27 protein-coding genes and 1 pseudogene are annotated in these 26777 nt (G+C 60.3%); 17 read left to right on the plus strand and 11 right to left on the minus strand.

What is annotated here, in order from left to right; all coding sequences use genetic code 11:
- Window positions 1–420: 420 nt before the first annotated feature.
- Window positions 421–1812: a site-specific integrase gene (locus BIZ42_RS02055; RefSeq protein WP_237393551.1), complete on the plus strand. Its 1392-nt coding sequence runs from the start codon at window positions 421–423 to the stop codon at window positions 1810–1812.
- Window positions 1813–2204: 392 nt separating this feature from the next.
- Here the strand turns inward: BIZ42_RS02055 and BIZ42_RS19505 are convergent, their stop codons facing one another.
- Window positions 2205–2432, minus strand: a complete 228-nt coding sequence (locus BIZ42_RS19505; protein WP_156785668.1) for a hypothetical protein — start codon at window positions 2430–2432, stop codon at window positions 2205–2207.
- Window positions 2433–2457: 25 nt separating this feature from the next.
- Between BIZ42_RS19505 and BIZ42_RS02065 the strand changes: the two genes are divergently transcribed.
- Window positions 2458–3219: a hypothetical protein gene (locus BIZ42_RS02065; protein ID WP_070425405.1), complete on the plus strand. Its 762-nt coding sequence runs from the start codon at window positions 2458–2460 to the stop codon at window positions 3217–3219.
- 257 nt (window positions 3220–3476) lie between these two features.
- Here the strand turns inward: BIZ42_RS02065 and BIZ42_RS02070 are convergent, their stop codons facing one another.
- Together BIZ42_RS02070 and BIZ42_RS19195 are read right to left on the minus strand one after the other, a co-directional pair.
- Complete coding sequence (locus tag BIZ42_RS02070; protein WP_019184244.1) at window positions 3477–3980, minus strand: LysR substrate-binding domain-containing protein; 504 nt, start codon at window positions 3978–3980, stop codon at window positions 3477–3479.
- 31 nt (window positions 3981–4011) lie between these two features.
- The gene (locus tag BIZ42_RS19195; protein ID WP_083279770.1) at window positions 4012–4713 is read right to left on the minus strand and encodes a glycosyltransferase; all 702 of its coding nucleotides are present in this window, start codon (window positions 4711–4713) and stop codon (window positions 4012–4014) included.
- 181 nt (window positions 4714–4894) lie between these two features.
- On the opposite strand from BIZ42_RS19195, the gene BIZ42_RS19665 reads away from it, so the two are divergent.
- The 11 genes and pseudogenes from BIZ42_RS19665 to BIZ42_RS02120 all read left to right on the plus strand — a co-directional run bounded on the left by BIZ42_RS19665 (window position 4895) and on the right by BIZ42_RS02120 (window position 13459).
- Complete coding sequence (locus BIZ42_RS19665; protein WP_019184245.1) at window positions 4895–5059, plus strand: hypothetical protein; 165 nt, start codon at window positions 4895–4897, stop codon at window positions 5057–5059.
- A gap of 40 nt (window positions 5060–5099) precedes the next feature.
- Window positions 5100–5585 carry a hypothetical protein gene (locus BIZ42_RS02075; RefSeq protein ID WP_019184246.1) on the plus strand — a complete coding sequence of 162 codons (486 nt, stop codon included), beginning with the start codon at window positions 5100–5102 and terminating at the stop codon, window positions 5583–5585.
- A pseudogene (locus BIZ42_RS02080) lies at window positions 5582–5967 on the plus strand (sensory rhodopsin transducer). Before BIZ42_RS02075 ends, BIZ42_RS02080 begins: the two are co-directional and overlap by 4 nt.
- A gap of 107 nt (window positions 5968–6074) precedes the next feature.
- Window positions 6075–6941, plus strand: coding sequence for an SDR family oxidoreductase (locus BIZ42_RS02085; protein WP_019184247.1), 867 nt, complete (start codon window positions 6075–6077; stop codon window positions 6939–6941).
- A 32-nt stretch (window positions 6942–6973) separates the two neighbouring features.
- Complete coding sequence (locus BIZ42_RS02090; protein ID WP_026069950.1) at window positions 6974–7873, plus strand: SDR family oxidoreductase; 900 nt, start codon at window positions 6974–6976, stop codon at window positions 7871–7873.
- The gene (locus BIZ42_RS02095; RefSeq protein ID WP_019184249.1) at window positions 7870–9693 is read left to right on the plus strand and encodes a glycoside hydrolase family 15 protein; all 1824 of its coding nucleotides are present in this window, start codon (window positions 7870–7872) and stop codon (window positions 9691–9693) included. Before BIZ42_RS02090 ends, BIZ42_RS02095 begins: the two co-directional genes overlap by 4 nt.
- Before the next feature lie 1101 nt (window positions 9694–10794).
- Window positions 10795–11217 (plus strand): low affinity iron permease family protein, encoded by a 423-nt coding sequence (locus BIZ42_RS02105; protein ID WP_019184251.1) that lies wholly within the window; start codon window positions 10795–10797, stop codon window positions 11215–11217.
- Window positions 11218–11300: 83 nt separating this feature from the next.
- A complete protein-coding gene (locus BIZ42_RS02110) occupies window positions 11301–11798 on the plus strand; it encodes a ferritin-like domain-containing protein (protein ID WP_019184252.1) in 498 nt (165 codons plus the stop codon).
- A gap of 9 nt (window positions 11799–11807) precedes the next feature.
- Entirely contained in the window at window positions 11808–12149 is a 342-nt protein-coding gene (locus tag BIZ42_RS19200) for a hypothetical protein (RefSeq protein WP_080114867.1), read from the plus strand.
- Between the two features lie 107 nt (window positions 12150–12256).
- Window positions 12257–12895 (plus strand): DUF6766 family protein, encoded by a 639-nt coding sequence (locus tag BIZ42_RS02115; RefSeq protein WP_026069952.1) that lies wholly within the window; start codon window positions 12257–12259, stop codon window positions 12893–12895.
- Between the two features lie 15 nt (window positions 12896–12910).
- A complete protein-coding gene (locus BIZ42_RS02120; protein WP_070425406.1) occupies window positions 12911–13459 on the plus strand; it encodes an isochorismatase family cysteine hydrolase in 549 nt (182 codons plus the stop codon).
- A gap of 98 nt (window positions 13460–13557) precedes the next feature.
- On the opposite strand, the gene BIZ42_RS02125 is transcribed toward BIZ42_RS02120, so the two are convergent.
- From BIZ42_RS02125 to BIZ42_RS02160, 7 genes are all read right to left on the minus strand, one after another.
- Window positions 13558–14460, minus strand: coding sequence for a manganese catalase family protein (locus tag BIZ42_RS02125; protein ID WP_019184255.1), 903 nt, complete (start codon window positions 14458–14460; stop codon window positions 13558–13560).
- Between the two features lie 486 nt (window positions 14461–14946).
- Complete coding sequence (locus BIZ42_RS02130; RefSeq protein ID WP_237393552.1) at window positions 14947–15756, minus strand: OBAP family protein; 810 nt, start codon at window positions 15754–15756, stop codon at window positions 14947–14949.
- A 40-nt stretch (window positions 15757–15796) separates the two neighbouring features.
- On the minus strand, window positions 15797–18370 hold the full coding sequence (gene ligD / locus BIZ42_RS02135) for a DNA ligase D (protein WP_019184257.1): 2574 nt from the start codon (window positions 18368–18370) through the stop codon (window positions 15797–15799).
- Between the two features lie 13 nt (window positions 18371–18383).
- The gene (locus tag BIZ42_RS02140; RefSeq protein ID WP_070427424.1) at window positions 18384–18560 is read right to left on the minus strand and encodes a DUF3606 domain-containing protein; all 177 of its coding nucleotides are present in this window, start codon (window positions 18558–18560) and stop codon (window positions 18384–18386) included.
- Window positions 18561–18617: 57 nt separating this feature from the next.
- Window positions 18618–18908 carry a hypothetical protein gene (locus BIZ42_RS02145; protein ID WP_019184259.1) on the minus strand — a complete coding sequence of 97 codons (291 nt, stop codon included), beginning with the start codon at window positions 18906–18908 and terminating at the stop codon, window positions 18618–18620.
- 884 nt (window positions 18909–19792) lie between these two features.
- Window positions 19793–20302: a ferritin-like domain-containing protein gene (locus BIZ42_RS02155; RefSeq protein WP_070425409.1), complete on the minus strand. Its 510-nt coding sequence runs from the start codon at window positions 20300–20302 to the stop codon at window positions 19793–19795.
- Between the two features lie 100 nt (window positions 20303–20402).
- Window positions 20403–20756 (minus strand): response regulator, encoded by a 354-nt coding sequence (locus tag BIZ42_RS02160; RefSeq protein ID WP_019184262.1) that lies wholly within the window; start codon window positions 20754–20756, stop codon window positions 20403–20405.
- A 184-nt stretch (window positions 20757–20940) separates the two neighbouring features.
- Here BIZ42_RS02160 and BIZ42_RS02165 point away from each other — a divergent pair, with 184 nt between their 5' ends.
- The 3 genes from BIZ42_RS02165 (at window position 20941) to BIZ42_RS02185 (ending at window position 24215) form a co-directional block, all read left to right on the plus strand.
- Window positions 20941–22083, plus strand: a complete 1143-nt coding sequence (locus tag BIZ42_RS02165) for a PAS domain-containing sensor histidine kinase (RefSeq protein ID WP_070425410.1) — start codon at window positions 20941–20943, stop codon at window positions 22081–22083.
- A 1-nt stretch (window position 22084) separates the two neighbouring features.
- Window positions 22085–22441 carry a response regulator gene (locus BIZ42_RS02170; protein WP_070425411.1) on the plus strand — a complete coding sequence of 119 codons (357 nt, stop codon included), beginning with the start codon at window positions 22085–22087 and terminating at the stop codon, window positions 22439–22441.
- Between the two features lie 1126 nt (window positions 22442–23567).
- Entirely contained in the window at window positions 23568–24215 is a 648-nt protein-coding gene (locus BIZ42_RS02185; protein ID WP_156785669.1) for a hypothetical protein, read from the plus strand.
- Window positions 24216–24756: 541 nt separating this feature from the next.
- Here the strand turns inward: BIZ42_RS02185 and BIZ42_RS02195 are convergent.
- On the minus strand, window positions 24757–25371 hold the full coding sequence (locus BIZ42_RS02195) for a hypothetical protein (RefSeq protein ID WP_019184269.1): 615 nt from the start codon (window positions 25369–25371) through the stop codon (window positions 24757–24759).
- Window positions 25372–25734: 363 nt separating this feature from the next.
- Here BIZ42_RS02195 and BIZ42_RS02200 point away from each other — a divergent pair, with 363 nt between their 5' ends.
- Complete coding sequence (locus BIZ42_RS02200) at window positions 25735–26685, plus strand: DUF6216 family protein (protein WP_156785670.1); 951 nt, start codon at window positions 25735–25737, stop codon at window positions 26683–26685.
- The last annotated feature ends 92 nt before the right edge of the window (window positions 26686–26777 follow it).

Here is a 26777-nt window from a genome sequence, read left to right on the forward strand (position 1 = left end):
TCGCTTGTTATGTCTCAAGATAGCACGGCCAGCGCCGCGACTCTCGCCCGCCTTGAGGCGCACTAATTTCAGATTGCCTAACTGCCTTCTTAAGTATATTTACTTTAGGCAAATGACCCGCCATTTACCCTGAGTTCATTTTCACGCCGAGACATAAGTCTCATTTATCTGGCTTTTGTTACTTTTAAACACTACACGCGCATTTATGGTTTGAGTTAGAAATCAATCACCGAGAGCACTGCGACGTATAGCCCCTGATTAAAATTGACGACATAAGCAAACCCAAGAATGGCGCACATTTTTGGCCATTGAACTTGCTTACATTAGGCAATCAACCGGCCAATATTTCTGTCTTGTTTTTGCATTGACAGATAACAGCCACACCTTATCAACAATCTACCTTCTTATTCCGGACTGTAGATGCAATTCCAACAACCAAAACTTCACCACTACTTGCAGCACCCTAAAGGCCAGCTCGCCATTAAGAGCATTCGAATTGGCAAAGTCGAATTTCACGACATCTTCGTCCAGGACAGAGCTGGCGCGCTTCATCTCCAAGATCTGGTTCAGGCAACCTACGATCACAGCGAAAAGCTCCGGAGACTTCGGCGCAACGGCACGCGCTATCCAGAGCCGCTTCCGCTGGCGACCCCTGCCCGTCTTCTCTCTGAAGAGGTCGATGATTTCCTTAAAGACAAAGAGCGACAGAACCTTCGCACCACCACAATCGATGCCTATCGCCGCACCCTGGCCATCTTGCAACGCGTCACAGGCAATACGTCTGTTTCGCGCATCGATCACGCCTCGATCTACGCAATGTGGGACTTGCTGCGCTGGGCTCCTGAAGACTTCATGACAAGCCCGAAGCTCCAAGGGCTCGCCGTCCAGGCACTCATCACTTGGGGCCAGCGCCAAGGACGCCCACAGCCGGCCAACGCAACGCTCGAACTGCATCGGCGCTTCCTGGCCTCTTTCTTCAACACCTTAGTCAAAGCGCGCGCCATTCCGCACTCGCCTATGGACGCGTTCAAGCCGGCTCGCGAGGATCTTCTGACTGATCAGGATGCACCTGAGCGACTGCTCTCAGAAGAGGAGGTGCAGAAGATCTTCAACCCCGACAACTTCGTGCCTTGGGCTAAGAAATACCCCCATCGGTGGTGGTGCCCGCTCATTGCGCTTTACACCGGGGCCCGCATTAACGAGATCGCGCAGCTCAAGGTGTGCGACATCGTCCAAGATCAGGGTGTTTGGTGCTTCTCAGTCCAGAAGACTGTTGACGAAGACCTGGCCCAAAGCACTGGCAAGCGCACGCGGCAGAGCCTCAAAGGCAAGAGCGCCATTCGCAAAGTTCCCATCCACGAGAGCTTGATCCAAGCCGGATTCCTAGACTTCCTGACTGACATGAAGGCTTGCGGCCACCCTCGCCTGTTCCCACATCTCTCAGCAGGAACGTGCCGCAAGACCGGCGAAGTCAACGGGCGCTATAGCCAAGCCTTCGTCAACCAATTCGCGGCCTACTTGAGAGGACTGGGCTTTGGCAAAGGGATCGGCTCACACGCCTTCCGCCATACCCTTGCAACCGAACTAGACGCCAAGGGTGTGAGAGTTGAGCACATTGCGCTGATCACCGGCCACGCCCTCAACAAGAAGGCGCCCGTGCTCCAGGACAATTACGTGCACAAGTCAGCCAGCAATGTCAGGAAGATCCAGATTGAAGCCATGGCTCACTACCAGCCCTCTGTGTCACTGCCTGTCTACGTGCGCGGACAGTTCAGAGAACGACTGGGCAAGGAGACTAGGATGTACCCGTGAGCAGATCATTTAAGGCAAAGCTTCGCCCAAAAGGCCCGTCCGAGATCGGTATTTCGACCCCTCGCAAGAGAGCGCTCTCAAGTCGCTTGGTCGAGCACTTCTGGGAACGTGGGTGGCTGCTATGGACACACCAAGACAACGATCAGCGCCAATGGTCACTCCGCTTCGTCGACGAGCGTACCGAGACCCATACGTTCGAAACACTTATCGAACTTTGGCGATGGTGGGCGCAGCGTGTGACATGGGCATTCGTGGCAGAGGCAAGCGTGGAGGATGCCCTGGCGCTTTATCTCAGTCCTGACGATGCACTCTCTTCGGCAATTCGCCATTGGTCGATGACGTCTGGAGATTCATGCCTGATGAGAGATGGGGACATTGTGGACGCGTACAAGTCATTCTTCTTGCATATCCAAGGCGATCTTAAACTGGACTGGAGGGCGCATGAATCCCGACTTGCCGCTTCTTGCTCCGCGCACCACGACACTCTCTTCTTTGATCTCTTGCGGCGGCGCATCATCAACCACGAGCGGACCGCCCTCGATCAGGCAACCGCCACTCTCCAAGGGGCTACCCGGACACCAAGCCGGTTGTAGTGAAGCGACAAACCGTGCCAAGGTCATGGCCCCTCATCCCTGACCTGACAGCATGGCATTTACAGCCCTTGGAACGATCACAAGTGAGACATACCTTGCATCGCAGATCTTTGACGATTCGGCTTATCAGGTGATGCTGAACGAACCTCTGGTAGACGCCGCTGGAGATATGCTCGTGCCTGTGCGGAATGCGAACTCGCCGCATTTCCGTCGCTTGGGATCGGGCACGGCGGTCAAGGACGCGCCACGGCACCCGCGTAGCGCACGCCACGATGCGCTCATCACTGAACTCCTGGTGGACCTGCGCGCGGCCGGGGACAAGGTCAGTTTCTTCACCAACTACTTCGATGGTGGTGTCAAAACGGAGAAGACGCTCGTCGCATTTCCACAAGGCTTAGGCAGAAATTGGTTCTCGGAAGCGTCCATCATCTTCCCTGATCGATTGCGAATCAGACCAGACCTTGCAGGTAGCAGCAACACGGTCTTCGCGCCGAATGGGTTGCAACCATCAGTGATCATAGAAATCGTTGACACTCACCTCCCTAGCAAGGCTACGTTCGAACGTCTCTTGGACCTGTCCAAGTGTTGTCATATTGTCTTCTTCTACATCCTCGGTGACGGAAAAAACAACAGAAAGCAGAAGTTTAGCGGGACGGAGATCGACGAAGGCGGCTCACTACGCATCCGTATTACCCATGCTTTGATCGGCGGTGAGCTTGTAATCAATGGGGTCGCGGAAACTTTCCACGGTGTTATCGAACAAAATCTTAAAGGCGCTATGCTGACGCGTTTAAAAAGCAAATGCGGTAAATAGCAGAAATTTTCGTCGTTGGCTCAAGTAGTCGACCCCTAGTGCTCGAGTCGAATACGGCAGTACGGCTGCGTGCCGGGGTGATGTAGACGCCAAACGACGGGGCGGCGTTTCGCTTCTGGTGAGCTTTCAAGGTTAGTTCAGAGAACGGCTAGACGAGGAACCTAAGATGTATTCGAACACAGCGGCGCATGTCCCTGCTATTTCCGCCTGTGCGCGGCGACATGCATAAAGCCCTCCATATCGCGCAATTCCTGCAATCAAAGCGGAAACAAGTTCTGCACGATGAAGTCTACGAACACCCTGAGCTTGGGCGACAGGTAGCGACCTGAAGGCCACAGTATCCGGAACGCGGTGTGGTCCTGGTTATAGTCGTCCAGCACAGTGATCAGTTGGCCTTCGTCGAGTTGACGACGCACGGCGATGTCAGGGATGCAGGCAATACCGAGACCTTGTTCGGCAAAGCAAATCTGCGGGTCCAAGGAGTTGATCACCATGCTGCCTGACAGATCCATGGTGAGCGGCCGCCCGTCCCTGCTCAACGGCCATACGTCGGTTTTGCCGGTGCTGGGATACCGGTACAGCAGGCAGGCGCGGTCGGCCAGGTCTTCCGGTCGCTGCGGCACTCCCGTGCGCTGGAAATAGTCAGGGGCGCCGACGATGACTCTCCGGTAAGAGCCAAGTCCCCGCGCCATCAACCGGGAGTCACCGGGTTCACCGGTACGGATCACCGCATACGGCGACCGGACAGCAGAGCCATCCACGAGTGGTCTGGACCTGCCTCCGGCCTCGGCGTCATCGCACCAGTTCCCGCGATGGCAACACCCCCGCGCTCGCTTCGAGCACTTCGCGCTCCAAGGCACGCAGGAAGCCACTGAACCCGTGGGGTGCCCTGGCTGACCGGCGGGCACTTGTGGTAACCCCTGGTCGAGCTCGCCAAGCGATCGTTGCTCCCGAGCGCTGAAGTGCCTGAACCAGCGCCACATCCTCGCCCGTGACCAGCGGTGGGAAGCCGCCCGCCTTTTGATAAGCGGCAGCGCTGACGCCTAAGTTGGCGCCGTGGATATGGCGATGGCCGTCGCGCGCATGCTCGCGCCCTGCGAATGCTTGGCGCACGGCAGCCGGGTAATCAAGCCAGTCACGCACCTCCACTACCCCGCAAAACGCATCGGCCCCAAAGTTCGCTTGTTTCCAGAGCCAGTCAGACGGGACATGCGTATCGGCGTCAGTGCTGGCTATCCAGCGCGCGCCCAAGCCCAGGGCATGGTTGGCAGCCGCCGCACGTGCCACGCCCACGCACCGTGCTTCAATCGAGATGGACAAGGCACCGTGGTGCAAACACACGTCGGGCGTTTTGTCGGTACAGCAATCCAGCGCCACGACTGCAACTACGGGCTCGCCTCGAAGTCCAGGATGCCTGGCAGCCACGGTGATTGATTCCAGGCAGCGGCCGATGTCTGCTGCCTCGTTGTGGGCCGGCACTATCACTGCGATCACCGCAGGCCCTCCCTGGTCGGTCCGTGCATCGTAAGGTCCTCCGCCCGTAACGACGAACAGATACCCGCGGCGACGTAGCCAGACGGTGACCGCAGCGTGGTGAAAATGTGGAGCCCGCCCAAACGCCGTTCTCATGGCGGCGGGAGCAGCATAGAGGGCGATACCAAACACGGAGCGACCCATGAGCAAACTGCCCCTCAATCCCGGCGCCGAAGTGGATGACCAGGACAAAGCGCACACCCCGGACAAGCTCCGAAACGATGACGCCACGTGGAAAGACAAGGACATGCCTGAGGCGGAGCACACCGCCAAACCGGAAGATTACGAGCGTCCGGCAAAGCCCTGAGGGCCGGGTCCGGCGATTCCACCCTATTCAGGAGAGCCAGATGGCCTTGATCCATTCGATTTTGATGGGAGCCGTCGCGGGAATGCGCGCGATGACCCCTTTGGCCGCAGTGACCAATGCCGCGCGGAGCGGTAACTTGCCCGCCGACAACGGTGCCCCTCGCCTTCTGGCCAACAAGCTCGCCTCAGCAGGGATGCTCGCATTGGCAGGCGGAGAGCTCGTTGGTGACAAGATGAAAACGGCCCCCGACCGCATCGTTCCGGCAGGCATGGTTGCCCGCGTCGCTACCGGGCTCATTGCAGGCGCTGCGCTCGCTCCCCATCGGCAGCGAAAGCTTGGCGCGCTTCTGGGTGCTGGTGCCGCCGTTGGTATGGCCTACGTGACCTTCAACCTGCGCATGCGGGCGATCGCCCGCTACGGTCAAAGCAGCACCGGAGCCGTGGAAGACGCCATTGCCGTCGGCAGTGCTGCCCTCATCTCACAATGGGCTGCCGGGGGCGCCAAGCCAAGAGGACCTCGCGGATGAACCTCAAGGAGCCCACGTCCCTCGGTCGGCGGTGCTGGGCTATCGCCGAGGGCTACATCCCTGCGTGGAGCAACGGGCCGGAACCAGAGCTGCAAAGCCACGAGACCTGCTGCATCCTCAACACCGGCTCCACCGATGCGGCGATCACCCTGACCCTGTATTTCGAGGATCGCGACCCGCAGGGCCCTTACCGCTTCACCGTCCCCGCCCGGCGCACGTGTCACAAGCGCTTCAACGATCTTGAGGTGCCTGCCCCGGTGCCCGTGGCGTGGGTTTTTCGTGCGTCATCGAATCCGATGTTCCAGTCGTCGTCCAGCACACGCGGCTCGATTCACGCCAAGCCGAGAACAGCATCATGACGACCATCGCCTACCCGCTCTGACACTCCGGTCGATCCGGCCCCTGCACATCGCATCGACACCACTGGGCCGCGACGTTTACCAAGGCGTCCGCACACTGACCTTTCCTCAACCCCAAGAGGCTCAGCCGATGCCCGTGCCCAACTACCCGAAGCCGCCGTTCAAGGCGCAGCAGCAGTCGTTTCCCGGCAAAACCGACAAGCTCGACCCTCGGCCGGATCACGGTGAGGACAGCTACGTTGGTCACGGCTTACTGAAAGGAAAGAAAGCCCTGATTACCGGCGGGGACAGTGGCATTGGCGCGGCAGTAGCCATTGCCTACGCTCGGGAAGGCGCCGATGTGGCTATCGCGTTCCTTGAAGGCGAGGAGAATGATGCCGCCAGCATTGGGGCCCTCATAGAAGAGGCGGGCCAGAAGGCCGTCCTTTGCCCCTGCGACATCAGTGACGACGCCCAGGCTGAAGCGCTCATCAAGCAGGTCACCCGCGAACTTGGGGGCCTGGACATCCTGGTCAACAACGCCGCGTATCAGCGCTACTACGAATCCTTCGATGACATCACGTTGGACGACTGGCGAAAGACATTCGATACCAATGTGCATGCCGTCTTCAACCTGACCCGTCTGTGCGTGCCGCACCTGCAGGACGGCGGCTCGGTCATCAATACCGCCTCCGTGAACTCCAAGAAGCCCACGCCCAACATCCTGCCCTACTCGGCCACCAAGGGCGCGGTGGCCAACCTCACCATCGGCCTGGCCGGTCTTCTCGCCGAGAAGGGCATCCGTGTCAACGCGGTATTGCCCGGCCCGATCTGGACGCCCTTCATTCCCGCCGGCATGGCCGCGGAGGAAGTTGAGCAGTTCGGCAGCCAGACCCCGTTTGGTCGTCCCGGCCAGCCGGCCGAGCTCGCCTCGGCCTACGTGATGCTCGCTGCCGACAGCGCGAGCTACACCTCCGGCGCACTGCTTACCGTCTCCGGCGGCGCGGTCACCCTGTAAGGCCTGTTCTCCCTCCTCCCCCAAGGATTCCAATGACTTCCCGCAACCAATACGACATGCAGAACCCGCTGACCCAGTTCCCACAGCCGACCTACCCGGCCCAGGTTCAAACCCCGCCCGGCACTGTTCATGAGCTCAAGCCGGCGGCTGATCATGGCGAGAAAAGCTACGTGGGCCTGGGGCGCATGAAGGGTCGCAAGGCGCTGGTGACCGGCGCCGATTCCGGCATCGGCCGCGCAGTGGCCATTGCCTTCGCGCGCGAGGGCGCCGACGTGGCGCTGAACTACCTACCCGAAGAAGAAGACGACGCCGCCGAAGTGGTTGCGCTGATTGAAGCCGAAGGCCGCAAGGCGATCGCCATCCCGGGTGACCTCCAAGAGGAGCAGTTCTGCGGCGACTTGGTGGCACAGGCGGTCAAGGCGCTGGGCGGGCTGGACGTGGTCGCCAACATCGCCGGCAAACAATTGGCCGTGGAAAAGATCGAAGACCTCACCACCGAGCAATTCGACGCCACCTTCCGCACCAACGTGCATGCGCTGTTCTGGGTGTGCAAGGCTGCCCTACCGCATTTGCCCGCCGGCGCGACCATCATCAACACCGCGTCCATCCAGGCCTATCAGCCATCGCCCAACCTGCTGGACTACGCCCCCACCAAGGCGGCCATCGTGAACTTCACCAAGGCCCTGGCCCAGCAGGTGGCCGAGCGCGGCATCCGCGTGAACGCGGTGGCTCCGGGTCCGATCTGGACGCCTTTGCAGCCTGCCGGCGGCCAACCGCCTGAGGCCATTCCGGAGTTCGGCTCGCAGACGCCGCTGAAGCGGGCGGGCCAGCCGGTGGAAATGGCGTCGGCCTACGTGCTGCTGGCCACCCAGGAGTCGAGCTACATCACCGGTGAGGTGATCGGCGCCACCGGCGGCATGCTGCTGCCGTGACCGCTGGCTCCAGCGATGCCGATAGCGTGCCTGCCGAGCGCGACGCGGACGGGTATGCGCCCATCCACTCCTACGCCGCCATTGGCGATGGGCGCTCCAGTGCGCTCATCGCGCCGGATGGCAGCATCGACTGGTGGTGCGCCCCGTGCATGGACGCACCGCCCTTGCTCGACCGCTTGCTCGATGCCCCGGCCGGCGGTCGTTTTGTGGTCCACGCCCGCGACGTTCAGCAGGTGCAGCGGCGCTACCGCGACAACAGCAACGTGTTGGAAACGCACGTCCGCACCGCCACCGGCCTCGCCCGGGTGACCGAATCGCTCAACAGCGGCCCGGCCGGGCGGCTGCCTTGGTCCGAGCTGGCCCGCCGGTTGGAAGGCTTGGAGGGAGAGGTCACCTTCGATCTGCTCTACCAGCCGGGCACCCGGGCTGGGGCCTGCACGCCCTGGATGAGCGATACCCCAAACGGATGCGTCCATCACGCCGGCCCCGTGATGACGATGCTGCGCTATTCCGAAAGCGTGCAGATCGGCAATTGCAATGACCGGGAACTCCGCGGCACCGTGACCCTTCGGCCCGGCGACCGGGAGATCATCGCGCTGCTCGCCTCTCAGGACGAAGTGCTCCCGGTTCCGCCTTTAGTGGATATCGATACCCGCATCGACCGCTCCGATCGGGAGTGGCGCCAGTGGGTGGACGACCTGCACTGCGACGCAAGCCGCCGCGCTGAAGTCATCCGATCGGCGCTGGCGCTCAAATTCCTTTGGTTCGCGCCCACCGGGGCCATCGCCGCGGCGGTGAGCGCTTCGCTGCCCGAGCGCATCGGCGGCGACAAGAACTGGGACTACCGCTACGCTTGGGTTCGCGATGCCGCATACGTCATCAAGACCTTCCTGCGCGTGGGTGCGCTGCCCGACGCCAAGGCCGGCTTCAGCTGGCTGATGACCACCATCGGTCGCCACCGTCCCGGGCTTGCGCCGTGCTACACCCTTCGCGGCGAGCGGGTCGAAAAGGAACGCTGCATCGACGTGCCGGGCTACCGCAACAGTCAACCGGTGCGCGTGGGTAATGCGGCCTCTGAGCAGTTGCAGACCTGCGCCTATGGTGACGTTTTGGAGATGGCGAGCCGGATGATCGAAGCCGGCCACATCCTCGACCCCACCACCGCCCGGCTCTTATTCGAACTGGCTGACGAATGCGCCGACAACTGGATGCGCAAGGACAGCGGCTTCTGGGAACTGGGCGACGCGCAGCACTACACGATGTCGAAGCTGGAATGCTGGATGGCGCTCCGCCGAGCCTGCGAACTGGCCGAAGCTGGCCACATCACCACTGCCCGTTTGCCGCGCTGGCAGCGCGAGAAAGAGCGCATCCTGGACTGGATCGACGAGCACTGCTGGGATGAGGCAAAGCAGAGCTACGTGATGCATGCCGGCAGCGACCGGCTGGACGCGAGCCTGATGCTGGCGTCGCGCTTCGGCTTGGGCGAAGTGCGCCGGGAGCGTTTCATCGCTACTCGGGAGGCCATGCGGCGCGAACTGTCAGATGAGAGCGGCGATCTGCTGTGGCGCTACAGCGGCATGCAGGACTGCGAAGGCACGTTCATCAGTTGCGCGTTTTGGATGGTGGAAGCCTACGGCCTGCTGGGGGAGGCGGAAGAAGCGGATCGCTTGTTCGGATCGTTGCTGGCCCGCGTCCAGAACGACGTGGGCCTTATGCCAGAGATGTGGGATCCCCAAGCCGATGAAGGGCTGGGCAATACGCCGCAGGGCCTGAGTCACTTGGCTTTGGTGCACGCCGCTTATGCGATAGATGGTGAATGAGCCCGACGCCTCTTGGATTGCACGCCCTTGCTCGCCCCCGCAATGCGTCATCCGCTGCGTTCCTGACGTTGAGACCTCACGCCATCCCTGAGCATCGACCCGCGGCAGAGGAACCGTGACCGTTCATTGGCTGACTGGCTCCGGCCGTCCCGGGACGCCTATGATGACATTCAGATTCAGGCCCCGTCTTCAACGCAAGGGCCCTCAATGTGACCTTTTTAACATGCCAAATACTGGGCTGTTCTATCTGTTTGAAGTCAACGTGCAGCCAAGTCGGCCGGGCTCGGACGAGGAACCCATGGTGCTTAACGTCCAGGCTGAATGCCTTTCCTGCCACCGCGTCACCAATGCTACTGCCCCGCCGAGCCTCGTGAACATACCGGATGGCGGGGCGGTGCTGGAGTGCCCTGCGTGCGGGAGCCGCCAGGCGATTTCGGCCGCTCGTTTCATGGAGTTTTCGCAAAGATCAGCCGGTGGCCCTGCGTCCTCAGGTCCACCGCAGCAGTGATCTAAGCCTCAACCGCTGCCTCGGGCTCGCGAGCCTGGAGCAATGCGGATCCCTTGCGGTCCTGTGACTTCCGCCCCGCCATTGGACCGGTCACCGCGAACAAGCCGGCCGCATTGCGCGAGATGCCCCATTCGGGACCGCCGAGCAGTTCCCTCGCGCGATGGGGTCGCCGTCCTGCCCTGTGGATAGCGTCCGCGACTGCCTCTACCTCCTCTGCAAACCACCGGCACCCATTTACACAAATCTCCACCGGTTGATCGAAAGGACCAGGGTAGCTGGGAGCAAGTTCTTGCAGGTGCAGGGCAGCCTCCCGCACGGTCAACTCTCGGAACGCAGGCTGGGCAGTCCAGTCACTCAAACGCCTCAATGCGCCGGCCATCATCCTCAGATCCTCCTCTGGCATGAAGCCGCAATTTTCGTTTGAAATACGTGAAAGCAACGAGAGAATTCTGTCGACGATATGCGGACAGACCCTCCTCGTCCTACCCCTCTCAAGCTCGTTCACTTTTCGTATTCCTACGCTTCGGAGAAGTCACCTGGCCTAGACATTCACGGTCGTACGGTCTGTTCCACTCAATACGCATGAGTGGACCATGTCAAAACCGTTTTTCAGCAAAATTGCCTCCGCTGCATCCCGCGCTTCGGGCTCGCTGGGCGCCTTCGTGGCTGCCTTAGGCGTGGTTGTTGTGTGGGCGAGCAGCGGGCCGTTCTTCGGGTTAAACGACACCTGGCAGCTGGTCATCAACACTGGAACGACAATCGTGACGTTCTTGATGGTGTTTCTGATTCAGCACACTCAGAACGCGGACACCGCCGCCATCCACATCAAGCTGGATGAGCTGATCCGAGTGACCAGCAACGCCAACAACGAGTTGCTGAACCTGGAGGAGATGGACCAAGAGCGCTTAGAAGAAATCCGGCTTCGATATGAGCAATTGGCCAAGACGGCTGCTCACCTCAAAGCCAAGAAGGATCTGTGCATGCCATGCGCTGAAAAAGACGTGGCGAGCGTGTAGCACGCCTTCACAGATTTGCGCACCAACCTAACGAGAGAGCGTCTAATTTCAACGCTCACCTACCACCAGCCCGGAGAACCATTATGGCGATCAAAACCGCTGAAGACCTGTTCATCCACGAACTGTCGGACATTTACAGCGCGGAGAAGCAGCTGACCAAGGCGCTGCCGCGCCTCGCGCGCGCCGCCTCGAATCCGGACCTCGCCGCCGCCTTCGAAACCCACCTGGAAGAGACCCAAGGCCAGATCGAACGCATCGACCAGGTTGTGGAGGTGCTGGGCATCCGTCTCAAGCGCATCAAGTGCGCCGCCATGGAGGGGTTGGTCGAGGAGGGCAAGGAAGCCATCGACAGCATTGAGGAAGGCCCCGTGCGGGATGCCGCTCTTATCGGCGGCGCCCAGAAGGTCGAACACTACGAAATCGCGTCCTACGGCACCATCGCAGCCCTCGCCAAGCAGCTTGGTTACAAGGACGCGCTCCCGCTCCTGCTGGAAACCTTGGAAGAGGAGAAGGCAACCGACGAGAAGCTGACGCTCCTGGCCAAGTCCGGTGGGAACGCCAAGGCAGCCCAAGCGGCGTGAGGTAGAACCATGGAACGCGACCAGAAAGATCTGCCAATGCCGGGCGAGAGCAAGCGCGAAGAGACGCCTGCACAACAACAGCACAGAAAGGCACGCGCGGAACGCAACCATGAGGAGGCGCTGGAGGAGACTTTCCCAGCGAGTGACCCCATCTCTCCATTTGTCCCAGCCAAGCCTCCAGTGGATGAAAACTCCAACAGCGAACGTGCTGACGAGAACGCTGGTTACAACCAACACGGGCATGGGACGGGCGGCAAACCTGGCGAAGGCGAGCCTGAGGGCACTTCACAACGGGATGGGGCGACCCAGCCCAACTTTGGTCAAGCTGGAACGTCGGGCAAAGCGCCTTAACTCAGTGGCCCATCCCAGGAGCGGCACGGGCTGCCGCTCCTTCACTGAATTTCCTCACCGACAGGACTAACGTCGGAGTCGCTTGATTACCTCAAGGCCGCATGGGCATGTGGAAACGAAACGGTTTATCGATCGTGCTGCTTTTTTTGCTTCTCTGCTTTCTGGGAGGGCAGGTATGGACCGGGTTCTTGGCCCACAATCAAGAACTCGCTGAGGCACACCGTGCGCCATCGGACCTATGGAACTACCTCCACAGCGGACACTTCGTCAGCGCCACGTTTGAGAACTGGGAAAGCGAGTTCCTTCAGATGGGCATGTATGTCCTGCTGACCGTCAGCCTCCGACAGAAGGGCTCGGCTGAATCCCGCCCTCTCGACGAAGCGCAGGAAGAGGAGCGCGTTGAGCCCGGTCGTACGCCTTGGGCCGTCCGCAAAGGGGGGCTCTGGAAGACCTTGTATGGTCACTCTCTGGCAATCGCCTTCGGGGTCCTGTTCCTACTGAGCTTTTCGCTGCATCTTGCGGGCAGCTGGCGCGCGGAGGTCGATGAGCAGCTGGCGAAGGGATTGCCTGCCCCCACGTGGTGGGAACACCTGGGGAGCAGCAGCTTCTGGTTCGAATCGTTCCAGAACTGGCAAAGTGAATTCTTGGCTGTACTCGCTCTCGTGATCTTGACCATATTCCTCCGCCAGAAGGACTCACCCCAGTCCAAGCCGCTAGCGGCGCCTCACAGCCAAACGGGCGATTGAAGTGCAGGAGCAGCCATGAATACGCCCAGTCCCGCGCTCCTGATCATCGATATGTTCACGTTGTTCGACTTCCCAGAAGCCGGCCCCGTGAAGCCCAAGGCTCTCGAAGCCGCTCGGCACATTGCAAGGCTCGCCCAGCATTTCCGAAAGCGCGGCCATCCGGTCATCTACGCCAATGATAACTTCGCCAACTGGCAGATGGACTTCAAGGAGCTAGTAAGGCTCTGCTTGACGACGGAGGGCGAGTCATCCGCGATTGCCAAGTTGCTGCAGCCGGAACACGATGACTACTTCGTGCTCAAACCCAAGCACTCTGCCTTTCTTGCCACATCACTGACCGTGCTGCTTGCCAAGCTTGGCGCGAGGGAACTCGTCATTGCTGGGATGACTGCGGAGTCGTGTATCACGGCCACGTGTTTCGATGCCAACGCCAGGGAATACGATACCATCGTGGTGCAGGAAGCCGTCGCCGGCATCGGTTCCCGAAAGACCACGGCACTGCGATTGCTTGAAGAGTCGAAGGCAGCGACCGTGCTCAAAATTGCGAGCTACTTACGCCGCTAAGAAGTGTAAGCGCAATCCCATTGCGCAGCGCTTAGTAAAGGGCGTGTCTGTCGGCCAGAAGTAAGGCCCGGCGTGTCGGCGGGCCTTATCGGCGCCGGTCAAGGCTCCCGAGGATTGACATCGACAGCCCCCGCGCCCGGACCTGCCCCCAGCTCTGCTCCGGTCGCCGGGCGGGCCTCGGGGTCAGAGAGGGTTCGAGCGGCCATGGCATCCAGGGCCACCTGCTCCTTCTCGCTGAGACCCACCTCGCAACCCCCGTCCCCTCCGTCCAATGCTGCTTGGGCATCACGGTCGGTGACACGCTCCCAAAGCTCACCGCCGTTCCAGCTGCCTTCGACATCGCCGTCGCCTTGCGACATGTCCATGTAGAGGTCAGTAAACGCTGGATCGCCGGGGAGCTTGCCGGGCGGGAAGTTTGGCTGAATGCTGTAAAGCGCTTTTTCAAAGGACTTCTGATGGGCAATCTCGCGGGTCATGAGGAAGCGGAGCGCGTCTTTGATACCTGGGTCGTCCGTGACGTTGATGAGCCGTTCGTAGACGATCTTCGCGCGTGCTTCCGCAGCAATATTCGATCGGAGATCGGCCGTTGGCTCACCGATGCTATCCACGTATGCAGCCGTCCAAGGCACACCGCTCGAATTGACCAGCGCAGGCCCACCGCCATACAAGATCTGTTCGGTGTGGCTCGTGCTGTTTTGGCCCATTGAGCGCATGTCTTCGGCCTCCATCATGCCCTCGGACTGGATGGCCTTGGGGCCGCGGTTGAGCATGGCGATGATGGTGCCGATGATCTCAAGATGGCTAATTTCCTCGGTCGCGATGTCCATCAGTAGATCCTTGCGACCCGGATCCGCTTCGCCCAGTCCCTGCGTGAAATACCGCATGGCTGCGGCCAATTCCCCTTGCGGGCCTCCGAACTGCTCAAGCATCAACGCCGCCAAAGCCGGGTTGGACTTGCTGACACGAACGGTATACATCAGTTTTTTATGGTGCACGAACATCTTGGCATCTCCTGGACTGGCTGTGGCTTGCCTTGCTGGAACACGGGAGAGTTGACCTCTCATCCGTGGTAGATGCATGTTGCTGGGTAGGGCATCGATGTCTTGTAGAAAGCCGTGACGAAGAACTCGCCCTAACGCACACGCGCTCCTGATGCCTACCTAACGTTCTATGCAAGCTGTGGGCTTGCCGGCGACCAGAGCGATTGCGGCGGACTGCTCCACCTCCTCAAGTCACCGGTCGAGGCTCTGACACAATCGTCTTCCTCCCTTAGTAGCCCAAGGCGGTGCCAAGGAAATTACCCCGACGGCGGATGAGCTGCTTATAGGGTTCCGACAGACCTGCCCTTACCAATCTCGTGGTCCTGGGCGGCTTGGAGCACCGCATCGCAGGTTGCCGCCGACTGAACATCCAAACGGGCGTCTAGCGCCAACACTTGAAATGTTAGTGATGGGGCGGATCAGCCCGAGACTAAGCACCTCCCCCAGCTATTCCTCGGTCGGGCCCTTGGAGGTCGCGTTCTCGCTGCGGGGGGAAGGCTCCTTAGCCCCGCTGCCGTCTCCGTGCGTGTGCACACCTGTGGGGTCTTGGACTTGGACCACCGCCCCCTTTTGCCACGCGTCCGCCCCCGGGTCTATGCCGGGCACTGGAATATCGGCGCGGCGCTTTCGCTTGTCTTCGCTGCTGACGCCCAGCCGAGCATCGCGAGCCGCCACCATCGAGGGGTCCGCTTGCCCATCCGCCGTGAACCCCATCATCAACTGCGGCATCCCTCGGGGCAAATCCTTGTCCAGATCTGTGTGCCAGGTGTGCCACGTCTTTCCATAGGTGTGGATGAGCTTCTCCATGAGTTCATGCTCAGCCACCTCCGGAATCCCTGGTGCAATCAGCTGTCCCGATTTCACTTCGTGGACGTGGCTGTGCCAAAGCGCCCTCTCTTGCTCGGGGAGGCTAATGAATAGCTTCTCGCTGATGATGTATTCCACGCCCATCAGCTTGGCGTCTTTCAGATTGCCGTCGTAGATGGTGCACTGGATGACATCCTCGTTGAGGATGGAGCAGTGGTGGTGAGCCTCCATTTGGACCTTCATCTGGCCGTTGTAGAAATGGAACCCGTCCAGATAGGCGTTGATGGCGTCGACCGGAGGGCGGTCCTGCAGCACGGCGGCGCCAGCCTCCAGCGCTTTGGTCTTTGCGGTTTCTTCGGCCCCCGGTGCTTGGACGCTGGACTCTGTGTTCCCGCCTCCGCAGGCGGTCAAGGCAAGGGCTGCTGTGGCAGATAGGATGGGTCGACGCATCGTGCTTTACTCCCAAATCGGCTTCGAGGCAGGGGCCAGATCAATCGTCTTGCGCCCACCGGGCCAAGTTTTGTTGGATCGTGTTGATGTCCGCCCAAGGATCCTTGCGGCGCCGCTTCATCTTTTCAGGCACGTCCTTCATGGTGAAAGCATCCGCACGGGTCAACTTAGCCAGATCGCTCCAGGCGATGGGCATGGCCACGGGCGCGCCGGGCCGACCGCGTAAGGAATACGATGCCACCGCCGTGGCACCGCGGCCGTTTCGCAGGTAGTCCACAAAAATGCGCTTGTTCCGAAGGCTCTTGGTCGAGGTCGCTAGGAAGCGGGTCGGCTCCGACTGCGACAATGCCTCGGCGAACCCCTTGGCAAACCGCTTGGTCAGATCCCAATCGCACCCCGGGTTTAAGGGCACGACCACGTGTAGCCCCTTCCCTCCTGACACCCGCAAGAAGGATTCCAGCTCCAACTGTTCGAGCAGCCTGCAAATGTCCACGGCTGCCTTTTTGACCTCGGAAAACGGCACCTCTGGGCCGGGATCCAAGTCGAAGACCACGCGATCGGCCCGATCAGGGGACTCCGCGTGGCTGCCCCATGGGTGGAACTCCAAAGCGTTGAACTGCACCAGCTCCAGCAGGCTGGCCGCGTCGCGGACCACCAGGTAGTGCGCATTGATGCCGCTGTCTTCTTTCAGGCGGACCGAGTCCACCAGCTCCAAGCCAGCGGTGTGGTGCTTCTGGAAGAAACAGGGCTTGCCTGTCCCGCTGGGACACCGAATGACCGATAAGGGGCGATCAATCACCTCCGGCAGCAAATGGTCCATCACAGCCGTGTAGTAATCCCACACGTCCTGCTTGGTGGCCTTGATGTCAGGAAAGATCACCTTGGTAGGGCTGGACAGCTTGGGCGGCGTGCGCGCTTCACCTGCTGACTTGGCCGCCTCGCCCGCTGAAGATTTTTTGGACGCCTTCCGGGACGGCTTGAGCTGGGCAGCGTCCGTAGGCTTTTCCGCTGGAGGCGCGCTGTCTGAGTCGGCCAGGTCAGCCACGCCCTTGTCACGCCGGACGGCCTTGAGCGAGGGTTGGCGCAGCAGTTGCTGCCCGCCGATGCCTCGGTAAAACACCTCCACGACGAAGCGTGGCTTAAACCACATCGCCGACCGTAGATCGGTGTCCTTGGTGGGCACGTGGGCCGTTGGGGTCTTTCCACCGGCCCTGCCGATGAGCTGACTCAGCTCGTTGATGAGTTCATCTGAGAAACCCGAGCCCACCCGGCCGACGTAGAGCCAGCCGTGCTTTTGGTCAGGCTTGGCGAGAAGAAGCGATCCAAACCCGGCGCGGTTGCCCTTCGGGGAAGTGTAGCCAACCACCGCAAACTCATCGCTGGCCAACTGCTTGGTCTTCTTCCAGTCCTCGCTCCGGCCTCCGTGATAGGCCCGGTCAGCCCGCTTGGAAATAATGCCCTCGAAGTGGCGTTCACCTGCCAATTGGTAGGCCGATTCCCCGTCGCCCTCGATGTGTGAGCTGTAGGCCAAGTGGTCAGGGCTTTCCTTCAAGAGTTCCTGCAGGAGTTGCTTGCGCTCCGACAGGGGAGCGTTGGCAATGTCAATTCCATCGATGTGGAGGAGATCGAACAAGGCGTAGGCCAATGCCCCTTGGCGCTCTCCGGACAACGTCGCTTGGAGGAGGTTGAAGTCCTCCTTGGTGCCGCTGCCTGCAATGAGCTCCCCGTCCAATGCCCCCGACGTGAGTCCTAAGGTGGCCACAGCGTCCCGAATTTCAGGGATCTTTGATGTCCATTCCAACGCATTACGGGACCAAAGCCGCACCTCGCCCTCGGTGATCGTCGCCAGAATGCGGTAACCGTCCCACTTGATTTCGTGGACCCATTGGTCGCCCTTGGGTGGGGCATCGCCAAGCTTGGCCAGCTGCGGTTCGAAGGGGCCCTCGGGCGGTTTGGCTTTCTTTGCCTTGGTCAGCGCCAAGGCCTTCTTCGCCCAGTCAATTCGCCGCGGTTTCTTCAGCAATGCCACTGCGGTGAGCTTTTTCTTGTCGGCCTTACCAGCGCCTGCCCGCTTCAGGTCTTCCGCCGGAGGCGCGGTGACATCGCCGAGCAAATCGTCCGCTTCCACGTCACTGGCGAAGGCATCGTCGTCTTTGAACAACAACCACTGCGGCTGCTTGGCTGGCTTTCCCGACCGGACGAGGTGCCACCCACCCTTCAGCTTTGTGCCGAACAGCTCAAACCGAAGGTGACCCTTGGCAAGCTGCGCTTCGGGGTCGCCCGATGTCGCCCAGACACCGTGATCAAACTGGGCGACGTGCCCGCCTCCATATTGCCCTTTCGGGATGTCGCCCTCGAAGCCGGCATAGTCCACGGGATGGTCTTCCACCTCCACGGCCATGCGCTTGACCTTGGGGTCGTAACTGGGCCCTTTAGGAACGGCCCAGCTCTTGAGGGCGTCTCCTACCTGAAGCCGAAAATCGTAGTGGCGCCGGCTGGCGTGATGCAGCTGGACCACGAAGATCGCCCGTTGACCCTGCGGCAACCCTTTGCCGGGCTCTGGTTCCTTGGTTTTGTCAAAGCTACGCTTGCGTCGGTATTCGGTGAGGGACATGCCCTACTCCGTTTCACTTGCCCAAGTGCTTGCGAACCGCCACAGCAGTCGGACCCACTGCCTTCACCGCCGCCCGAAGTTCCTCAGCACTGACGCCCAGCGTCTTAGTCCAATATTGCAGCTCATAGTCCTCGTTGACGTTGATGCGGTCGCGATCCCGACTACCTGCGTTCTTCTTGTCATCAGTCATGGTGATCTCCTCCACTTTCCTGAAGCATTTGGGCGGTCAGCATTTACTGGCGCCGAGTCATTGGACCGCTACGTCCGCAGTCGAGACAAAGACTGACGGCCGAACGGTGTTGGGGGCGTAGGCCATCTCGCCTGCCGCCGAGATGACTTCCAAGAGGCGGGGCGCAACAGGGCCGACAGCCTTCCGCACTCCGATGAAGTGGACCCACGAACCCTCCACCTCCACCTTTGCTCCGGCGAGCTCTGGGCACTGACTCACCAATGCTCGAAGGTTCTGGATCCAGGTCTCGCAGGGGAGCGCATCCAGCTGGACCACGGTGGTGCCATCGCCCGCGTACAGATCAGCCATCTCCATCCGAGTTACACGCGGCGTTGCTGCCCTAAATTGTGGATAAGCGCTCATACGTTTCTCCTAACAAGGTTGGAGACGAATATCCGCTGCACAGAGGGCACGGGGTGTCAGCGTGGCGTCAAGGGTCCGTCAAACCGTTGAAGCCCCTGGTCCGCCAAGCGCAACGGGTAAGCGGCCCAGACCGAAAACACATTGTCGTGCGGGCAGCTTTTCTAGAATTTCCTGACCAGCCATGGTTGACCTGTCAGGAGGAATCGCTATGAGCTGTAGACGCAGCCGGACCTTCAACATCGAAAACCCGATCCCGCCATGGACGTAACGGCCTGGCATGTCCTGTATGTGCTCTGGTTGGCTGCGGGCGCCATGGATTTCTGGCTGCACGGGACCAGCAGTATCGAGTCCACCTCGGGCATTCCAGAGTCAAGGCTGCACTTGGCTCAGATAGCGATCCTCGGGTTGGCGACGGTTCTCTGGCTGGGATTCCAAGCCTCGCATGGGCTTTTCGCCATCCTCTTGGCACTGGTGTGCCTGCACGCAATAACAGGCTATTGGGACACGCGGGTGGCCTACCCCACGCGCGCGATTCGCCCGTTGGAGCAGCACGTTCACAACGTTCTGGACTTAGCGCCGTGGGTCGCGACAGGTGCCGTTTACTTGTCACTGCCTAGCGACCATGTCGGACCAGCCTTGGCATTTGACCCGGCCCCAGCTGCTCTATGGGCCTTTGCGCTTGTGCCCGCAATGCTTCTGGTGGTCTTGCCGGCCCTGGGTGAACTCCGTCGATGCTTAAGCTACCGGCAGACAAGATAAACCGGGAGTCCTCGTCGCCCCGTCGGAGAGTGGACCGCTCCGACGGGGCGTCGGCAGTGATGAGCGGGACTTTACTTCTTCGCCTCAACACCAGGGGTGGCATCGCGCACCAGGAACTCCTCGGTAACTTCCGGCAAGTGCGTTGCAAGCCAGTCCGCCATCGCCTCTTCCTGGACCAAAATTTCCTCACACACGCGTGCGGTTTCCGGGTCACCGGCGGTCTTGGCCGCTGCAATTAAAGCGGTGTAAGAGGCAATTTCAAAGTGCTCGAACACGTAGCCGGCCATCGCGCCTTTCACGATCTCGTCGGATGCGGTCATCCCACCCAGCGCCTGGCCGAATGCGGCCATCTTTCCCATCACGTCTTTGATGGTGGATGGAGAGCCGCCGAGGCGCTTGATGCAGCCCTCGAGCAGCTCTCGTTGTCCGATCGTCTCCTGGATGTGCTCTTCGATCCGCGCCTTCAGCACGGGGTAGTGCTCAATACGGGACGCCTGCCCCTTCAACATCGTCTCCGCCTGCCGCTCCATTGCATGGGCGTCGCGCAGCCAGTCAAGCAGGTTCTCTTTGGGTTCGGCCATGGAAATCTCCTGGTTGGACAAGGGAGAACGCACCCTATCCAGCGAGGCATCGCCGCGAGGCGATGTTTGGGTGAAGACCAGGCGAAGTCGTAAGACCCGGTCAGGCCGATAGCTCCCCTTGAAGCTCAGTGATCGCGCGATGGATGTCTTTGAGACGAAACGGCTTCTCCATCACGGGGGCGCGCTTAAAGCGCTCAGGCAAAGTGGTTTTACCAAACCCCGTTGTAAAGACAAACGGAATTCCGCGCTCCATCAGAACGTCTGCAACGGGGAAGGACTCTTGCCCATGCAAATTGACGTCAAGCATTGCCACATCGAACGCGACGCTTTTCGCACGCTCTAGCGCGTCTGGCAGATACTCCGCCTTCTCAACGACTGCGTAGCCAAGGGTCTTGATCGATTCCTCGAGCACATACATCAAGCTCGGCTCATCCTCAACCAAGAACACACTCACTTCTCCAATTCCGTCTGCCATACGGCCACCCTCCCGCGCTTCGCGTTTATCCGTGCAAGAACAGTGTGAGGGCGACGTGGCATCATTGTGTAAAGCCCACATCAAAGCGAGCACAGGAGCACACATTTTTACGGTTTCTTTACAAACCATCCCTTAGGGTGATGCGATCCTGGGGAGGATAGACGTGACACAGTTGGAACACCCCAAAGACGCGTTAAATGACGAGTCCCGACAGTTCGCCCTCTTGGTCAACGCCGTCACTGACTATGCAATTTACATGCTTGACGAGCATGGCGTAATTCGGACTTGGAACCCTGGTGGGCAGCGGATCAAGGGCTACACCGCCAAAGATGTCATCGGAACGAATTTCTCCCGGTTTTACCTCCCCGAGGATGCAGCTGCGGGCGTGCCGCAGCGCAACCTGAGGACAGCAGCCGCGGAGGGACGGTGTATCGAGGAGGGGTGGCGGATCCGGCAAGACGGTTCACGCTTCTTGGCAAGCGTAGTGATAGACCCCATCTGGGTCGACGGCGTGTTGGTGGGATACGCCAAAGTGACCAGAGACATCACTGAGCGTCATGATGCTCAAGAGCGACTAGAGAAGGTCCAGCACAGCCTGCTGCAAGCACAGAAAATGGAAGCCATCGGCAAGCTGACCCTTGGGTTGGCCCATGACTTCAATAACCTCCTGGCCATCATTGTCAACTGCCTTGACCTCATCAGCTTGAGGGTTAAAGACGGCCCTGCGTCGAAGCTGATAGAGACGGCCCTCCGGGCGGCGGAGCGTGGGGCGCTGTTCTCGCGACAACTACTCACGTTTGGCCGAGGCCAGAAGCTGTCTCCTGAGCCCTTGAATGTCGCCGCGGCGCTGCGTGAATGCCAAGAACTCTTGCAGCGTTCGGCGGGAGACGCGGTCGTGGTGACCTTCGACCTCGACCAGCATCTCCCCTTGGTATTCGTCGACAAGGCACAACTTGAGGCAGCGGTCCTAAACCTGGTGTGTAACAGCCGCGATGCGATGCCCGATGGCGGCACTATCACCATCTCGGCCTGCGCCAAAGAAACCCACGATCCCGCCTCAGAGAATCACGTCCCTAAGCCTCACGTCTGCGTGACCGTTGCGGATGATGGCGAGGGCATTCCAATCGCCCAACAGGCACGCGTGTTCGAACCATTCTTCACCACAAAGCCCTTGGGACGGGGCAGCGGTCTAGGGCTTAGCCAAGTCTTTGGTTTCACGAAACAATCAGGCGGCTTTCCCCAACTGAGCAGCGTTCCGGGAGAAGGCACCCGCATCGTGCTCTGCTTTCCTATCCACGAGCCTTGATATGACCATTAATTTGCTGTTCGTTGAAGACGAAGACGATTTGCGCACGGTGGTGGCCCAAGCGTTGTCCGAACAAGGATTCGCGGTCACCCCTGCATCCGATGGAATGGAAGCGATCGCCCAGTTGAGGGGGGGAACGCAATACGCCGTAGTCGTCACAGACGTGAGCATGCCAGGCGGCATTTCAGGCCTGGATGTGGCTGCGCAGGTTGCCGAGACACAGCCCGGCGCCCGTGTTTTGGTGGTATCGGGCCTTCAACGATCCCAACTCCCCCCCATCCCGGCATCCGTGCGTTTTTTGCCCAAACCCTATCGCTTTAAACAGCTGGTCACGGCGATCCACGAGCAGCTGGAGTAAGCCGCAAGGCCATGCGCCGACGCCGCGACCGCCCTGGCTATGCTGCCCAACACCAGAGCGCTCGCTGACGGCCTACCCTGCTAGTCGGTCAAGACGCATTGTCGGAGGTGCTCCACCTTGCTCTGTCTGGTCACGAGCATGGACGCGAAAAAGCCCCTGCTGCCGTTGGAGGGTTCAAAGGCCACGACAACTTCTATCCAGAAGCCCGACGTTATGCCGCTCGCCACCTCGAACTCGGCCTTGGATTGCCGCTGACTGCGCACTATCCCGTGCTTCGCTAAAAAGTTCTCGAGGTGCGCGCGAGACCGCAAGCTATCCAACTCCTCACATACTGATATCAGGTGCTCTTTGCTTGAGTCGATTCCGTGCATGGGGGGCGGCGTCTCCGGCCGGCGGCAGTTGCTAGAAGCCTATCTCGACTTGCGGGATTTCCCAACCCGGACCACGAACAAGTCACGCCGGGGACCAGCGCCTTCAAGCACCGTTGCCTACGGAGATCGCAACTCCTGCGCTGGGAGGGTGCGGCAGCCGGGTTGTGGCCCCCTCTGTCGCTGACGAGTCACCACTGTCGGGCTCCAGTCTTTCTTGAACTGCGGCAAGCAGGCGGCTGACTCTCCGGGCAGCGCCCCCGACACTCGGCTCCAGTCCCAAGACGTAGACAAAGCAACCGTCGAACTTCGCGGAGGCAGACTCCAGCCCTTCCGTGTCAGACATTTCGCGCTTGAGGGCCTTGAGCCAACGCTTGGGCGGCTCAGACTCCAACTCAACCACGACCGCAGCTTCGCCGAAGTCCAGCGGCATCACCTCGAGCCTCAGCACCTTCGGGACTAAGGAAATTCTTGACGGGTTGGTCATTGCCGTTCTCCTCTGGAGCAATGGAGGAAAAGTATGCGCACCCAGTGCAAAGGTCACGTCAAAATTAGGCGGCTGCTCGCGCCCTGCGAGGCGGCAAGGGGATCTCTACGCACGCCCTTAGAAGTTGTGGCTGCGCCAGACAGTCCACCTGTTCATAGATTGTTGGAGCCAAGCCCGCTGGAACCAAGCGCTTCACGGGATGAAAGCGGTTTAAGGGCGAATATGGCCAACAGCGTGCTTACATGCGTCGACCGATGGGATCAACCTCAACGTGCTTCAGAGCCTGCTCCACTTCGCGCCACTGATAACCGCAGCTATGACCTGCGTGACAGCCTTGATCTGGGTCGTCTACCTGAGCTTCTTCCTACGCAGCTACCGCCGGCAGCAGCGACCCTCCATCCTGATCACGTCGGGCGCGGGTAAGGACTTGGATGCGCACTGCTTCGTGACCAACTTGGGGCTGGAACCGGTCTACTTGCTCGATGTGGTCATTGACATGATTGAGCCAAATGGCAAGGTCGTGCGCGCGGTCATTCCCGAACGCACAGAGCGCTGGAGCCAAGCTGTTCCCGGTGACGATGGTGATGTCCGACGTGCGACTAACGTCGGGGCGCTCAGCAGTGGTGGCGAACGAGACCTGGGGCGATTCCGGACCCTAATCGAGCGCGCCAGCACCGAGAACCCGGACATCGTCGCCGAGACCGCCTTCACCAGTCTGGAAGTGACCGTGGTGACGGTCACCGCGAGCCAAGCAGAGCTGTGTGGGGCTTCGCGCTGCTATTGCATTAAGCACCGCGAAGGTGGTCAGGCTCGACTGAGAGCAAGAACCATCAAAGCCCGACAATTGCAGGGTTACTTTGCGCGCCGCAACCTGACTCGCTTGTTGACCGACCAGCTTGAATCCACGGCTACAGGCTGACTGCTATCGCAGTCACTGGCGCGCTTTTACCGCCTCGGAGGACGTCGCAAGCACTGTGCGCATTGATCTGCACCGGGTCATTGCTATCGCGGCTTGGTTGTACCCAGACGCCCCTTACGCCATTCGCGCAGGCGAGCAAGACGCCCGTCTTAGACTTGCGCCGAACTTTTTGCACCGCCATTCCTGTGCCGACTGGCGGCGATGGTACCCGTGTGGTTGAAGACCGCCCCATCGGCGAGGAAGACGTCGGTGCCCGTTGAGCCGCCTGCTGAGACGCGCAACGGCGAACTCGCGGTGCCAGCGAACTTGCTTGCATCCGAGTGGATAGCCGTCGCCGCATCTTGTCCGACGCTTACCCGCAGCGAGCTCCCGGACTGAAGGTCGAAAGTGCCAGCGGCTAGGCTGTTCAAGCCGAGGTCACCGCCCGTGACGCCCGGAGTGCCGTGGGCCAAACACGACGGTTCCGGAGTCGTTGTGAATGCCAACAGACCCCGCGCCGGTCGCACTGATGGCATTGGTTAGATGGGAGGCGCACTCCCGGTCAGAGCGCAGCCACGTCCGTGATTGACGTCTGCCCCTTCTGCAAGACGGCGACCAGCAGGCGTCCGCCGGCAACAGTCCGACCCACGCTGCTATTGAGATAGGTCGCCTGCAGCCGGCCAGCTTCCAGGACCGCCTCAAGTTCGAAGCTGTCCTTACGCCCACGCAACGGCTCCCCAGGCGATGCCACGCCGCCATCCAATGGCTGCACCCGTGCAGCACCACCGCCCGCATCCTTGGCATAGGCCGTGGCCACCATCCGGCCATTCTTCGGTGACCAGCCGCCCAGAACAAGCTCGCTGTGAAGGATATGGCGCGTCAGGCCCGCCTCCGCGGCCGCCTGAAGGTAGTTCGGCCAAAGGTGATCCATGGCCGGCCCCAGCTCAGCCATGAGCTGCTCCATGGTGAAATCGGCGCGGAAGCTCGCCTGAAGGCAAAGTTCGTAGATCTTCAAAAAAAACTGAGCGGAGCCGCGACTGGCCAGCACCAGGTTGTGCTGAGGGATGAGCAGCAGCTTGGCGCCCACCGATGACTTATGCGTCAGCGCGTCCTCGGCCCACGTATCGACCGCAACAAGGAGTTGGTCGGGGCGCAGCAATACATTGAGAATGCTCATAGGATCGCCACTGATCAAAAGACGGAGACTATCGCCCAGCTAACTTAGCTGTCCACCCGGATCCGCCTCCGTCCTCTTACTAGCTGGTATCAGCGCGGTTGGCGACCAACTGAAACCCGTGGAAGAGCACGTTGAGAAAGCACTCATCTGGGGGAGCCAAAGTGAAAAGGCCAAAGGCGGACATAGGCCTATGGCAAGCTCTTTCTCATGCACAAAACGCTAGCCAAGACGATCGCCTTCTCCGGACCACCGCGGTCCACGCCCCCAGTCGCCTCCCCGAAAACGATCTAAAGTTCCGCCTGGCCTGTGCCGATAGCGGGAGGAGCTAAAGCCTTCCAATCGCAGAACAAACAGGGCGTTAGGATGAATTGGGATAGTATTTACTCTGGAGCACCAGAGTGGTTTTCGGTGCTTGGGTTAGTCGCGGCAGCGCTACATATTTGCTGGCGAGCCGGTTCGCTGCACCCATTGAACAATCGCTTGCTGAGGTTGTTCATTAGCCGGGACGACATCCAGGACCCTTTCGTTAAGAAAAATCTCTCGGACTACTCTGCTCTTGCGGTTTTTCGGCTCACTTACGGAATCCCTGCCCGAACGCTGGTGGATGCTAAGAAGATCATCGGGAAGGCACAAGCGCGTAACGTGCCGCTTGACCTAGTTGGCTTGGCAGGCAGTGCGTTCGATCTTGATAGCTTTACGGTCATCGAAAAGAAACGCCCGCGCGGAATGGGTCTTGCCCTTTGCGGCCTGATGCTCTTTGCGTGCTTCTGGCTCACGTGGATCCTCGCGTACGGTGCAACCGAGCAGAGGCTACTCGTCTCACTCAATACCACCGGAACTTGGCTTTGGCTCGGGAAGGACCAAGCACAGATTGCCAAGCCTGCCCTATCAGGAGAGCGCCCGATCCTCTCCGTGGCGTCCTGCGCGGATACCTCGAAAGTAAATTACGAAGACCAAGGCGCGGGTGGATTTCGCCCAGCCGACCCAGATATCCTCTGTGACATCTGGGCAGATCCGAGAACGTCCGCGGAACTGATGAAGTCAGTTCGCGAACAACGCCTGACCTTCTTATTTGCCTCAGCGTTTCTGGCGTGGACCTGTCTCATGCTTTTCGACGCACTCAGGCGCGCTTTTGCAATCCGTGCTCTTGCTCGTTCCCTGCCACAGCCCTCAATACAGACTGACGCCCCGTCCGGCAGAAGCCGCTATAGGCTCGTCATGCTGCTGAAGTGCGGAGCATGGCTGGATTGGCGAGTTGGCATAAAAACGGACACCCTTAAGCCTCCCGCCGGAGGCGCTCGTCGCGGACACTGACTCAAGGCAACCCAGGTGGCTGTTGGGCGGTCGTCACGGTACCGATGGGAGTGTGTGACCTCAACTGCAGCGCTCGAGGGAAGCGCTGTCAG

The sequence above is a fragment of the Stenotrophomonas sp. LM091 genome (assembly GCF_001806305.1).
Taxonomy (GTDB): domain Bacteria; phylum Pseudomonadota; class Gammaproteobacteria; order Xanthomonadales; family Xanthomonadaceae; genus Stenotrophomonas; species Stenotrophomonas bentonitica_A.

Coding starts and splice junctions, on each gene's coding strand:
- BIZ42_RS19200 (WP_080114867.1), top strand. CDS start 11,808: ATGGAACGCGACCAGAAAGATCTGCCAATGCCGGGCGAGAGCAAGCGC.
- BIZ42_RS02170 (WP_070425411.1), top strand. CDS start 22,085: ATGACCATTAATTTGCTGTTCGTTGAAGACGAAGACGATTTGCGCACG.
- BIZ42_RS02140 (WP_070427424.1), bottom strand. CDS start 18,560: ATGACTGATGACAAGAAGAACGCAGGTAGTCGGGATCGCGACCGCATC.
- BIZ42_RS02085 (WP_019184247.1), top strand. CDS start 6,075: ATGCCCGTGCCCAACTACCCGAAGCCGCCGTTCAAGGCGCAGCAGCAG.
- BIZ42_RS19665 (WP_019184245.1), top strand. CDS start 4,895: ATGAGCAAACTGCCCCTCAATCCCGGCGCCGAAGTGGATGACCAGGAC.
- BIZ42_RS02145 (WP_019184259.1), bottom strand. CDS start 18,908: ATGGCTGATCTGTACGCGGGCGATGGCACCACCGTGGTCCAGCTGGAT.
- BIZ42_RS19505 (WP_156785668.1), bottom strand. CDS start 2,432: ATGACCTTGGCACGGTTTGTCGCTTCACTACAACCGGCTTGGTGTCCG.
- ligD (WP_019184257.1), bottom strand. CDS start 18,370: ATGTCCCTCACCGAATACCGACGCAAGCGTAGCTTTGACAAAACCAAG.
- BIZ42_RS02120 (WP_070425406.1), top strand. CDS start 12,911: ATGAATACGCCCAGTCCCGCGCTCCTGATCATCGATATGTTCACGTTG.
- BIZ42_RS02105 (WP_019184251.1), top strand. CDS start 10,795: ATGTCAAAACCGTTTTTCAGCAAAATTGCCTCCGCTGCATCCCGCGCT.
- BIZ42_RS02125 (WP_019184255.1), bottom strand. CDS start 14,460: ATGTTCGTGCACCATAAAAAACTGATGTATACCGTTCGTGTCAGCAAG.
- BIZ42_RS02195 (WP_019184269.1), bottom strand. CDS start 25,371: ATGAGCATTCTCAATGTATTGCTGCGCCCCGACCAACTCCTTGTTGCG.
- BIZ42_RS02130 (WP_237393552.1), bottom strand. CDS start 15,756: ATGCGTCGACCCATCCTATCTGCCACAGCAGCCCTTGCCTTGACCGCC.
- BIZ42_RS02090 (WP_026069950.1), top strand. CDS start 6,974: ATGACTTCCCGCAACCAATACGACATGCAGAACCCGCTGACCCAGTTC.
- BIZ42_RS02055 (WP_237393551.1), top strand. CDS start 421: ATGCAATTCCAACAACCAAAACTTCACCACTACTTGCAGCACCCTAAA.
- BIZ42_RS02075 (WP_019184246.1), top strand. CDS start 5,100: ATGGCCTTGATCCATTCGATTTTGATGGGAGCCGTCGCGGGAATGCGC.
- BIZ42_RS02110 (WP_019184252.1), top strand. CDS start 11,301: ATGGCGATCAAAACCGCTGAAGACCTGTTCATCCACGAACTGTCGGAC.
- BIZ42_RS02115 (WP_026069952.1), top strand. CDS start 12,257: ATGTGGAAACGAAACGGTTTATCGATCGTGCTGCTTTTTTTGCTTCTC.
- BIZ42_RS02065 (WP_070425405.1), top strand. CDS start 2,458: ATGGCATTTACAGCCCTTGGAACGATCACAAGTGAGACATACCTTGCA.
- BIZ42_RS02155 (WP_070425409.1), bottom strand. CDS start 20,302: ATGGCCGAACCCAAAGAGAACCTGCTTGACTGGCTGCGCGACGCCCAT.
- BIZ42_RS02200 (WP_156785670.1), top strand. CDS start 25,735: ATGAATTGGGATAGTATTTACTCTGGAGCACCAGAGTGGTTTTCGGTG.